General features: G+C 29.9%; 13 protein-coding genes. 4 read left to right on the top strand and 9 right to left on the bottom strand.

Annotated features, from left to right (window positions below; translation table 11 throughout):
• The 4 genes from DS884_RS17005 to DS884_RS16990 all read left to right on the top strand — a co-directional run.
• Nucleotides 1-856 (top strand): gliding motility-associated C-terminal domain-containing protein (locus DS884_RS17005; protein ID WP_147239422.1); only part of this gene is annotated, 856 nt, incomplete at its 5' end.
• 217 nt (nucleotides 857-1,073) lie between these two features.
• On the top strand, nucleotides 1,074-1,997 hold the full coding sequence (locus DS884_RS17000; RefSeq protein WP_093870061.1) for a type IX secretion system membrane protein PorP/SprF: 924 nt from the start codon (nucleotides 1,074-1,076) through the stop codon (nucleotides 1,995-1,997).
• Nucleotides 1,998-2,016: 19 nt separating this feature from the next.
• Nucleotides 2,017-3,966: an OmpA family protein gene (locus DS884_RS16995; RefSeq protein ID WP_093870062.1), complete on the top strand. Its 1,950-nt coding sequence runs from the start codon at nucleotides 2,017-2,019 to the stop codon at nucleotides 3,964-3,966.
• A 123-nt stretch (nucleotides 3,967-4,089) separates the two neighbouring features.
• Entirely contained in the window at nucleotides 4,090-4,695 is a 606-nt protein-coding gene (locus DS884_RS16990; protein ID WP_113787606.1) for a DUF4230 domain-containing protein, read from the top strand.
• Here the strand turns inward: DS884_RS16990 and DS884_RS16985 are convergent.
• The 9 genes from DS884_RS16985 to pdxA form a co-directional block, all read right to left on the bottom strand.
• Nucleotides 4,692-5,105 (bottom strand): DUF6691 family protein, encoded by a 414-nt coding sequence (locus DS884_RS16985; RefSeq protein WP_093870064.1) that lies wholly within the window; start codon nucleotides 5,103-5,105, stop codon nucleotides 4,692-4,694. The genes DS884_RS16990 and DS884_RS16985 overlap by 4 nt on opposite strands.
• 1 nt (nucleotide 5,106) lies before the next feature.
• Nucleotides 5,107-5,667, bottom strand: coding sequence for a YeeE/YedE family protein (locus DS884_RS16980; protein WP_093870065.1), 561 nt, complete (start codon nucleotides 5,665-5,667; stop codon nucleotides 5,107-5,109).
• Nucleotides 5,668-5,720: 53 nt separating this feature from the next.
• Nucleotides 5,721-6,962, bottom strand: coding sequence for a 3-deoxy-D-manno-octulosonic acid transferase (locus tag DS884_RS16975; RefSeq protein ID WP_113787605.1), 1,242 nt, complete (start codon nucleotides 6,960-6,962; stop codon nucleotides 5,721-5,723).
• Between the two features lie 70 nt (nucleotides 6,963-7,032).
• The gene (gene accC, locus DS884_RS16970; protein ID WP_113787604.1) at nucleotides 7,033-8,370 is read right to left on the bottom strand and encodes an acetyl-CoA carboxylase biotin carboxylase subunit; all 1,338 of its coding nucleotides are present in this window, start codon (nucleotides 8,368-8,370) and stop codon (nucleotides 7,033-7,035) included.
• A 76-nt stretch (nucleotides 8,371-8,446) separates the two neighbouring features.
• Entirely contained in the window at nucleotides 8,447-8,932 is a 486-nt protein-coding gene (gene accB / locus DS884_RS16965) for an acetyl-CoA carboxylase biotin carboxyl carrier protein (protein WP_113787603.1), read from the bottom strand.
• 24 nt (nucleotides 8,933-8,956) lie between these two features.
• A complete protein-coding gene (locus tag DS884_RS16960) occupies nucleotides 8,957-9,952 on the bottom strand; it encodes a beta-ketoacyl-ACP synthase III (protein ID WP_093870069.1) in 996 nt (331 codons plus the stop codon).
• A 152-nt stretch (nucleotides 9,953-10,104) separates the two neighbouring features.
• A complete protein-coding gene (gene rpmF, locus DS884_RS16955) occupies nucleotides 10,105-10,299 on the bottom strand; it encodes a 50S ribosomal protein L32 (RefSeq protein ID WP_028892219.1) in 195 nt (64 codons plus the stop codon).
• 8 nt (nucleotides 10,300-10,307) lie between these two features.
• A complete protein-coding gene (locus DS884_RS16950) occupies nucleotides 10,308-10,844 on the bottom strand; it encodes a YceD family protein (RefSeq protein ID WP_113787602.1) in 537 nt (178 codons plus the stop codon).
• 73 nt (nucleotides 10,845-10,917) lie between these two features.
• Nucleotides 10,918-11,952: a 4-hydroxythreonine-4-phosphate dehydrogenase PdxA gene (gene pdxA / locus DS884_RS16945; RefSeq protein ID WP_093870071.1), complete on the bottom strand. Its 1,035-nt coding sequence runs from the start codon at nucleotides 11,950-11,952 to the stop codon at nucleotides 10,918-10,920.
• Nucleotides 11,953-11,970: the final 18 nt, after the last annotated feature.

Here is an 11,970-nt window from a genome sequence, read left to right as displayed (position 1 = left end):
TGATACCGATGGCGATGGCGTACCAGATTATCAAGATTTAGATAGTGATAATGATGGAATCAATGATGTTATTGAGAATGGAAATGGTGATTTAGACACGAACAATGATGGAGTTATCGATTCAAATGATACTGGAGGATCAGATAGTGATGGCGATGGTATTTCAGATAGTGTAGATTCAGACTCAAGTAATTTTGGAGAAGGAAATGGAGGAGATGGAGATACAGTTGATACCGATGGAGATGGCGTACCAGATTATCAAGATTTAGATAGTGATGATGATGGTATCAATGATATTACTGAAGGCGGAAATGATGATGCAGATGGAAATGGAGTAGTAGATGGCCCAGATAGTGATGGAGATGGAATTTCAGATGAAGTAGATGAAGACGATTCAGGATTTGGAGATTCAGGAAATACAGATGTAAACGATACAGATCCAACGGATCCAGATAGTGGAGGAACAGGAGTTGTAACAGATAGTGGAACAGATAGTGATGGCGATGGTATATCAGATAGTGCAGATTTAAACGATACTGCCTTTGGTGATGCAGTTGGTGTTGATGATTGTGTTACGGTTTATAATGAATTTACACCTAATGATGATGGTAGTAATGATACATTAATTATTAACTGTATTGAAAATTATCCAAACAATACATTAGAGATATTTAACAGGTGGGGTAATTTAGTGTATAGTAAGCAGCAATATAATAACACCTGGGATGGTACTTCTAATGGAAGAGTAAATATTCAAGTAGAAGATAAGTTGCCTTCTGGTACGTATTTCTATGTTCTTGACTTAGGAAATGGAAATAAGGTTAAAAAAGGATGGATTTATATTAATAGAGATTAACACTAGTAAATATTCTAAATAGGTTAAATCATTTAGCCTATTTAGAATTCAATTTTATTTAACGACAGAATTGAACCATTCAACGAAAGATATACGAAAACGAACGTTTGATCGATGGTAAAAAATAAATAAGAAGGTAAATTGGTGTAAATACTTGAATTGAAATCAAGAATTATATTTTAAAAAATCGTTAATAAATCTAAAGAAATTAGTAAGGATGAATAATATATTAAAAGTAATCAGCATACTAATATTAATACTAAGTTCATGTATAGTATATGGACAGCAAGATCCTCAGTATACACAATATATGTTTAATACAATGAGTGTTAATCCGGCATATGTAGGTTCAAAAGGACATACAATGATCAATGTTTTGGCAAGAACACAATGGGTTGGAATTGATGGAGCGCCAGATACTCAAACATTAAGTTATGATACTCCGTTAGGATATTCAGGAGTTGGATTAGGAATAAATTTGGTAAATGATGCAATTGGTCCATCTAATGAAACGTATATAGATGCAAATGTTTCTTATACCGTTCGAACAAGTGAAGATGGAAATTTAGCATTTGGATTAAAGTTGGGAGGGCGTTTTTTTAATGTAGACTGGAGTAAAGGAGTTTTTCGAGATGGAAATGATAGATCATTAAATCAGAATATAAGTAAGTTTTTACCAACAATAGGAGCAGGAGTTTATTATTACAAGTCAAATTGGTATTTAGGTTTTGCAGTTCCAAACATTTTGAGAACAGATCATTATGATGATGTGTCAAGTGGAGGAGTTGTGGCAACAGAAAGAATGCATTATTTTTTAATAGGAGGTTATGTGTTTGATTTAAGCGAAACAATAAAGTTTAAGCCAGCGGTATTAAGTAAAATAGTAAGTGGAGCACCATTATCATTAGATGTATCAGCGAACTTTTTATTTAATGATAAATTTAGAGTTGGAGCAGCATGGAGATGGGATGATTCAATTAGTGCAATGTTAGGGTTTCAAATTAATGAATCATTACAAATAGGTTATGCTTACGATTTAACGACATCTAATTATAGTAATTACAATTCAGGAACTCATGAAGTAATGCTTCGATATGAGATATTTAAAGAACAAAAGATGAAATCACCAAGATTTTTCTAAACAATTAAAATCGAAGGATATGAAAAAAATAATATTTTTATACGTATTGTTATTCGTTACTGTTTTCAGTTTCGGGCAACGAAAATATGCAGCTGATAGGTATTTTAAAGAATACGCTTATAAAAAATCAGCTGAATTGTACAAAACTATTTACGACAAAGGTGATGAAACATATTTGGTTATAAGTAGATTGGCAGACTCCTATTATTTTAATGTTGATTTTGATAAAGCAGAAAAATGGTATGCTGAGTTAATGAATAAGTTTGAAGTCATAGCTTCTCCAAAGCATGTGTTTAGATATGCTCAAACATTAAAAAGTAATGGTAAAATAAATGAATCTGATAAATGGCTGTTGAAATTAAAAGAAGTAAAAGGAAATGATAGTAGAGCCATTGCATTAGAAAAAAATAAAGATTATTTTGTTGAATATACAAACAAAGAAAAAACATTTATAAATATTCACAATGTATCTTCTAACTCTAAATATTCCGATTTTGGAGGATTTATTTATGACAATACTTTATATTTTGCATCAACTAGGCCTGACGAAGAAAATAAGAAGATTTATCAATGGAATAATCAACCTTATTTAAATATTTATACTTCAAAATTAAAAAGATTAGAAGAAGATAAGGCTTTAGATGTGGAATTATCTGAGAAGATAACAGCTTTAAGTACAAAATACCATGAATCTAATGCTGTTATAAGTAAAAATGGTAAAACCATGTACTTTACTAGAGATAATTATGATGGAGATAAGTTAAAATCTGATAAGCAAAGAACTACTCATCTAAAAATTTATAAAGCTGAAAAAATTTATGAAACTTGGGGGAATGTAAAAGAATTACCATTTAATAGCGATGAATATTCTACAGGACACCCAGCTTTAAGTGCAGATGAAAAAACGCTATATTTTGTATCTGACATGCCAAATGGATATGGAGGTACAGATATTTATAAAGTAGCTATAGAGGCTGATGGTAGTTATGGAAAACCAGAAAACTTAGGTGAAACAATTAATACTGAAGGAAGAGAAATGTTTCCATTTGCAGGAAAAGACAATCGTTTATACTTTGCTTCTAATGGTCATTTAGGTTTAGGTGCATTAGATATATTTGAATCTAAAATAGAAAATAATACATATTCAGATCCAGTTAATTTAGGCGCTCCAGTTAATGGACCTCGTGATGATTTTGCCTTTGTTATTAATGACCAAAGAACTGCTGGTTTTTTTTCTTCTAATAGAGAAGATGGAAGAGGAGATGATGATATCTATAGTTTTACAATTTATAAATGTAAAGAAGATATTAACGGTATTGTATCTGATTCTAGAACTGGAGATCCAATAGATAAGGTAACAGTACGATTAATAAATGAAAAAGGCGAACCAGTTTCTAAGCAAATAACAAATTTAGATGGAAGTTATTCTTTTGATAAAATAGATTGTGAAAAAAACTTTATAGTGGTAGCTTCAAAAGATGATTACAAAGTAACTGAAAAAGAAACAGCAACATTAGATGTAAATAAGAAAGTATTAAAAACTGATTTACAATTAGAATCTTTGATAGTAGAAGACCAAATAGTTATTAATCCTATTTATTTTAACTTTAATTTATTCAATATTAGAGAAGATGCTGAGTATGAATTAGAAAAAATAGTTACTGTTATGAAGAATCATCCTGATATGATTATTAAAATAGAATCGCATACTGATAGTAGAGGAACTAAAGAGTATAATAGAATTCTTTCAGACAATAGAGCTAAATCTACAAGAGATTATATAATTTCTAGAGGTATTTCTTCAAATAGAATAGAGAGTGCTATTGGATATGGAGAAGATCAGTTATTGAATGATTGTAATGATAAGAATCAAAAGAAATGTTCAGAAGAAGAGCATCAACAAAATAGGAGGTCATATTTTTATATTTTAAGTGATACAAAAAATGTAAAAGCAATAGTTAATAAATAGGTTTCCAATAAATGTTTTTTTATTTAAGTAGTTTATAAAATGACAAAAATATGAATAGGTGTTTTTTGTAGAATTAATTCGGATAGTTTTTAGTACATTGTAACTAGATTTTATACTAGAATTATGGTGCGTTTTATAAAGTATATAGCAATTTTTTTACTAGGTTTTTTAATAGCTAAACTTTGGTATGACAGAAAAGAAGTTAAACATGAAAAAGAAGAAATAGAAGTGTTTCTTAATGGAGTACAAAACTTAAGTAAATTAGTTGTTACTGAAGGAAGTTTTTCAGAAATGTATAGTTTTTCTGATACTAAGAAATATTTCTACGATTACATTTCTTTTCAAAAAAAAGCAATATTATCTGTCAATGCTAAAGTTGAAGTCGGCTATGATTTGTCAAAATTAGATATTCAAATAGATACTATAGGAAAACAAATTATAATTAATAAGATTCCTAAAGAAGAAGTTACTATTTCGCCAGATATTAAATATTTTGATTTACAACAGAGTAAGTTTAATACTTTTTCTAAATCAGAATTGAATAAATTGAGCGATAGAGCCATTGAAAAGATAAAAACAACCATAACTGTATCAGAGTTACAAAAAGAAGCTAAAAACCGATTATTTGAAGAGCTGTCTAAAATTTATCAGCTTTCAAAAATATATCAATGGGAAGTAGTAAATAAAACTGACTCGGAGTTCTTAAAAAAGAATAGAATTAAATATTAATGAGGTAGTTTTTTACTCAGTATACCATAAATAAAAGTTCCAAAAACGGCTCCTACTAGTACAATAAGAATAGGAAGTATACCATGTCCTATTAAAACAAATATAGGACCTGGACAAGCACCTGCTAAAGCCCAGCCTAAACCGAATATTATACCACCAATTAAGGATTTTGTAAGTCCTTTTTTCTTTTCTTTTATAAAAACTTTTTTTCCTAAATAATTAGTAATGATACCTGTTTTGAATAAATACATGAAAATCATAGAAAAAGCAACAGCAGTACCAATAATACCATACATATGAAATGATTGAAACTTGAACATTTCATAAATACGGTACCAAGAAATAGCTTCAGATTTTGTTAAAATAATTCCAAATAAAATTCCTGTGAATAAAAACTTTAAATATTTCATATTAATTAAATATTAGAGGGAATACTAACCAAACCATAAATAGTCCACCAATAAAAAAGCCTATAACAGCAATTAAAGACGGTAATTGAAAGCTACTTAAACCAGTAATTGCATGTCCAGAAGTACAACCATCAGCATATCTTGTTCCAAATCCAATTAAAACACCAGCAAAAAAAAGTATTAAAAAACCTTTTAAAGTTAATAAACTTTCAATGCTAAAAATTTCAGAAGGAACAAAAGTAGTTCCAATATCGTTAAAACCTAATTCATTTAAGTCTTTGATTGTTTCTAAACTGATATCTATTGAAGTATCTTTTGATAAATATTCTACGGTAACATAACCACCAATTATCAATCCTATTAAAAAAATTAGAGACCAAGTTTTATCTTTCCAGTTGGTATTAAAATAGTCAGAAATTTTTCCAGCACCAGCTATTGTACACATCGTTTCTAAGTTACTAGAAATGCCAAAGTTTTTTCCGAAATAGAATAATAAAAATAAAACAATTGATATCAAAAATCCTGACACATACCAAGGCCAAGGCTGTAAAATAAATTCCATTATAATTTTTACTTTAAAATTAAGTCTTAAAGCTCATTTAAACCTAACAACAATTAATGTAAAGTATTGTTTATATAATCAATAATTAATTTGGTGGCACCAATATTATTTTCAATATATTCTTTGTTAATAACTCCCATTTTAGTTCTTAAAGTATTATTTGATTTTAAAGTTGTAAATGTAGTGTAAAAATCATTTTTATTATGAATACCAATAGCACCTTTTAAAGAAAGTAAATCTACAGCTTCTTGAAATTTTTTATATTTTTTATTTCCGAAAACCAAAGGAATACCAAAAACAGCTGGTTCTAAGGTATTATGAAGGTTAGTTTTTAATCCACCACCAATATAAGCCACGTCAGCATATGAATATATCTTGGTTAGTATACCAATTGTATCAATAATGAATACTTGATATTCTGATAAGTTTTTTTCTTCCTTTTCAGAAAACAAAACAGTCTTTTTATTTATTGATTTTTTTAAAGCTATTATGTCTTGTGAGTTTATGTTATGCGGAGCAATAATGAATTTTTCATCTTTTGAAGAACCATTATTTATATAGTTTACAATACATTCTTCATCCTCAGCCCATGAACTACCAGCAACTATTGTATAATTGTTGTTTTTAAATTCTGAAATGAAGTTTAAAGTATTGTTTTGTTTTAATATATCATATACTCTATCAAAACGAGTATCTCCACAAACTGAAGTGTTTTTTAAATTTATAGAATTTAAAAGTTTTTTTGAAGTTTCGTTTTGAACAAAAAAATAATTAAAGGCATTTAATTTTTTTCGCATAAAACCGCCATACCATTTAAAAAATGATTGTTTTTCTCTAAAAATACCAGAAACTAAAACAGTATGTATATTTAGTTTTTGTAGTTCAGATAATAGATTTGGCCAAAATTCATATTTAATTATTACAGCGAGTTCTGGGTGAACTGTTTCTATAAAATTTTGCATATTTCTTTTTGTGTCAAAAGGTAAATAGCAAACAACATCAGCATGTTTATATTCTTTTTTTATTTCATAACCAGAAGGAGAAAAAAAAGTAAGAACTATTTTATAATTTGGATATAAAAGCTTGAAGTTTTCAATGATGGGTCTTCCTTGCTCAAATTCACCTAACGAAGCCGCATGGAACCATACAACTTTATCATCTTTAGAAATAGTATTTAATTTAGAAAAAGAATCTTTTCTTCCTTCAATAAATAAGTTTATTTTTTTATTGAATAAGGCTATGATTTTTAATAAAAAATAGACAAAATGTAAAATCAAATTATATACTAAATTCATAATGCGAAGTTAGGGAATAAAAAAAATCAGTGAAATATTCACTGATTTTTATTTATTGTATTATAATAGTTTATTTCATTTCGAAATCCTCCATAAATTTTGTGGTATAGTTACCAGCAACATAATCTGGATGATCCATTAATTGTCTATGAAAAGGAATCGTAGTTTTTACACCTTCAATAACGTATTCATCTAATGCACGTTTCATTTTATTAATAGCTTCTTCTCTTGTTTGAGCAGTAACAATTAATTTTGAAATCATAGAATCATAATTCGGAGGTATCATATAACCTGCATATACGTGTGTATCTATACGTACACCATGTCCACCAGGAGCATGGTAAGAAGTTATCTTTCCTGGAGCTGGTCTAAACCCATTGTGTGGATCCTCAGCATTAATTCTACATTCTATAGAGTGTAATTGAGGTGTGTAGTTTTTACCTGAAATTGGTACACCAGCGGCAACTAATATTTGCTCACGAATTAAATCGTAATCTACTACTTCTTCAGTAATTGGATGCTCTACTTGGATACGAGTATTCATTTCCATAAAGTAAAACTTACGATGTTTATCAACTAAAAACTCTACAGTACCTGCACCTTCATACTTAATAAACTCAGCTGCTTTTACTGCTGCTTTCCCCATCTCATCACGTAATTCATCAGTCATGAATGGCGAAGGAGTTTCTTCCGTTAATTTTTGATGACGACGTTGAACTGAACAATCTCTTTCTGATAGGTGACATGCTTTTCCAAAAGCATCTCCAACTACTTGAATTTCTATATGGCGAGGTTCTTCAATTAACTTCTCCATATACATATCGTCATTTCCAAAAGCAGCCTTTGATTCTTGTCTTGCAGAATCCCAAGCATCTTTTAAGTCTTCAGCTTTCCAAACAGCACGCATACCTTTTCCACCACCTCCTGCTGAAGCTTTAAGCATTACAGGATATACAGTTTCCTCAGCTACTTTTTGGCATTCTTCAAAAGTATTAATAACACCGTCACTTCCTGGAACACAAGGTACACCTGCAGCTTTCATTGTAGCTTTGGCATTTGCTTTATCTCCCATTCTATCAATCATCTCAGGCGAAGCTCCTATAAATTTAATATCGTGTTCATCACATAATTTTGAAAATTTAGCATTTTCAGCTAAAAAACCATATCCAGGATGAATTGCATCTGCGTTTGTAATTTCAGCAGCAGCAATAATATGTGACATTTTTAAGTAAGATTCACTACTTGGAGCAGGTCCAATACAAACTGCTTCATCAGCAAATCGTACATGTAAACTTTCTGCATCTGCTTTAGAGTAAACAGCTACAGTTTTTATTCCCATCTCCTTACAGGTTCTTATTACACGTAGTGCAATTTCACCTCTATTGGCAATTAATATTTTTTTAAACATAATTAGATAATTTAAGGGTTAAAATTTAAAATAAGTATACTTGTTTAAGTATTACGAACTAAATAATAACTATTAATTATGATGGGTCAACTAAGAATAGAGGTTGATCAAATTCTACAGGACTAGAATCGTCAACTAATACTTTAACTACTTTACCTGATATTTCAGATTCTATTTCGTTAAATAATTTCATTGCTTCAATAATACATACAGTATCACCAACTTTAACCTCTGTACCTACTTCAGCAAAATTAGGTTTGTCTGGTGAAGGTTTCCTATAGAATGTACCAATGATTGGTGATTTTATAGTAATATATTTCGAGTCGTCTTCAGTAGTAGTTTCGTTTGTAGAAGCTACAGGAGCAGTTGGTTGAGCAACAGGTACTGGTTGTTGTGCTATCATTTGAGGAGCAGCAGCAACTGGGGCCTGAATAATTGTAGTTTCAGGAGTTTCACTTCCGGTTTTAATGGTGATTTTAATATCTTCCATTTCTAACTTTACTTCGCTTGCACCAGATTTAGCTACAAACTTTATAAGACTTTGAATTTCTTTAATATCCATTTTCCTAAATTTAAGTTGTTTGGTTTATGAGTTATATGCCCATTTTAAATAGATAGCTCCCCAAGTGAAGCCACCACCAAATGCGGCAAAAATTAAGTTATCTCCTTTTTTCAAAACTTTTTCATAGTCAGCAAGTAACAAAGGGAGAGTGGCAGAAGTAGTGTTTCCATATTTATGAATATTCATCATAACTTTATCTTCTTCTAATCCAACTCTATTAGCTGTTGCTTCAATAATTCTTTTATTCGCTTGATGCGGAACTAACCATTGAATTTCTTCTTTAGTTAAATTATTTCTCGTTAACATTTTTTCAGCTACATCTGCCATGTTTGAAACAGCGAATTTGAAAACTGTACGTCCTTCTTGATGTACAAAATGTCTATTATTTTTAATTGTTTCTTCTGATGAAGGTAAAATAGAACCTCCAGCGTCAATTTTTAAAAACTCTCTTCCTACTCCATCACTACGTAAGTACTCATCTTGTAAACCTAAATTTTCAGTATTAGGTTCAAAAAGTGCAGCACCTGCACCATCACCAAAAATAATACAAGTAGCTCTATCTGTGTAATCTATTATAGAAGACATTTTATCAGCACCAATTAAAAGCACTTTCTTGTAACGACCACTTTCAATGTAACTAGATGCAGTTGACATTCCATAAAGAAAGCTAGAACAAGCTGCTTGTAAATCGTAAGAAAAAGCATTTACAGCTCCAATTTTTGAAGCAGTGTAGGCTGCAGTTGATGCAACTGGCATATCTGGAGTAGCTGTAGCTACTATTACCATATCAATGTCAGAAGCTAAAACACCAGATTTCTCTAGTAAATCTTCAGCAGCTTTAATTGCCATGTAAGATGTTCCAGCACCTTCTACTTTTAAAATTCTTCTTTCTTTGATTCCAGTTCTACTAGTAATCCACTCATCATTGGTGTCTACCATAGTTTCAAGCTCTTTATTCGTAAGAGCATATTCTGGAACATATTTTCCTACTGCTGTTATAGCTGCAGATATTTTAGTCATAGTTGTTTGTTTTGTTGTAAAACGAGATTTCAAAGAAATGAAAATTATTTCACTTCTTTAAAGAAAAAAAAGCAAAAACTTATATTTCTGACTTAAAAATACGAAAAAACCCTCGAAAGGAGGGTTTTTTCAGCTTTTTTGAAAACCAGTTTTTAAGCTTCTGCAGTAGCAGATTCTAATACTACTTGACCTCTGTAGTATAATTTTCCTTCATGCCAGTGTGCTCTATGGTATAAATGAGCTTCTCCAGTTGTAGGATCAACAGCTATTTGAGGTACTGAAGCTTTATAATGAGTTCTTCTTTTGTCTCTTCTAGTTTTAGATATTTTTCTCTTTGGATGTGCCATTTTATGTCTTATTTATCTGTTAGTAAATCCTTTAATTTATCCCATCTAGGGTCTGTTGTTTTTTCTTCAACAGTTTTATCTTCGTCTATTCTTAATTCTTCTAATTTCTCTAAAGCTTCAGATTCCATAGTTCCATCCAATACTTTAGGATGTACTCTTTTATTAGGTACTGATAAAATTATGAGTTCATATATATATTGTGAAATGTTAATTTGATAAGCTTCGTTAGGAAGAATCAAAATTTCATCATTGTCATCATTATATTCATGTCCAAATTTTACAATTAAATGTAAAGTACCATCAATTACTTGATTAAATAACTCACCTGTCATGTCACAAGGAACATTAACACTACCATTTATCGTAAAATTAAGTTCCATTAAGTTACTTTTTTTTACGAAATCTACAGTCGTATTTACGGCGCAATCATTAAAATCATCAAACTGATAAGCTTCAAAGAACGTTTTATCAATATGATATTCAAATAAATGACTTCCTTCCTTTAAACCTATAAAAGGTATGTTGAATTGTTTTAAGTCTTTCATCTACAACATCAATTTGAGCGTGCAAAGATATAAAAAATGTTTTTATATTTATATTTTGGAAATAAATTTTTCACTATTTTGTTTTTAAGGCTCCTTTTATAAGGTTTTGATACTCAATTCTGTTCTTATAAATATGAAGAGAAGTAAATAAAGCTTCTTTAAAAGATGCTGGGTTTGCTTTGTTTTTACCTGCAATATCAAATCCCGTTCCGTGATCAGGTGATGTTCTTACTTTGTTTAGTCCAGCAGTAAAATTAACGCCATTACCAAAAGATAGAGCTTTGAAAGGAGCTAGTCCTTGATCGTGATACATTGCTAATACACCATCAAATTTTTGATGAGTTTTTGATCCGAAAAAACCATCTGCTGCATACGGGCCATAAACTAATTTACCAGTTTCTTGAATTTCTTTTATTGTAGGCCTTATAATTTCATCATCTTCTTTACCAATAACTCCTTTATCTCCACAATGAGGATTTAAACCAAGTACAGCTATTTTTGGTTTGTTTATATTAAAGTCTTCTTTTAAAGAGGTGTGCATAATTTCAACTTTACTCTTTATTAATTCCGGGCTTATGGTTTCTGCTACTTGAGAAATAGGAATATGACCAGTAATTAATCCAATGCGTAACTCATCAGTCATTAAAATCATTAAACTTTCTCCTTCTAAATTATCTTCAAGATATTCAGTATGTCCGGGGAAGTCAAATTCTTCTGATTGAATATTCTCTTTGTTTATAGGAGCAGTTATTAAAAGATCAATTTTATTTTCTTTTAAAGCACTTACGGCAGATTGTAATGACTTCAAAGCGTAATTACCACCAGCTTCCGTTATTTTTCCTATTTCTATTTTAACATCTTCTTTCCAAATATTAACTAAATTGACCTTTCCATGAACTATTTTATCAATAGAAGTAATACCATGAATACTGTTGTTTAATTTTAATACTTTTTTATGATAAGAGATCAACTTGTTTGAACCAAACAGAACAGGAGTACAAAACTCTAACATGCGTTTGTCTTCAAAAGTTTTTAAAATAATTTCAATACCGATACCATTTATGTCTCCAATTGAAATACCAACAATAATTTTGTTTGATTTATCCATAGTTTACTTCTGTAATGT

Source organism: Tenacibaculum sp. E3R01 (assembly GCF_003318185.1).
Lineage (GTDB): Bacteria > Bacteroidota > Bacteroidia > Flavobacteriales > Flavobacteriaceae > Polaribacter > Polaribacter halocynthiae.
The sequence above is the reverse complement of the archived record's forward strand: the minus strand, read 5'-3'. Positions and strand labels throughout refer to the sequence as shown.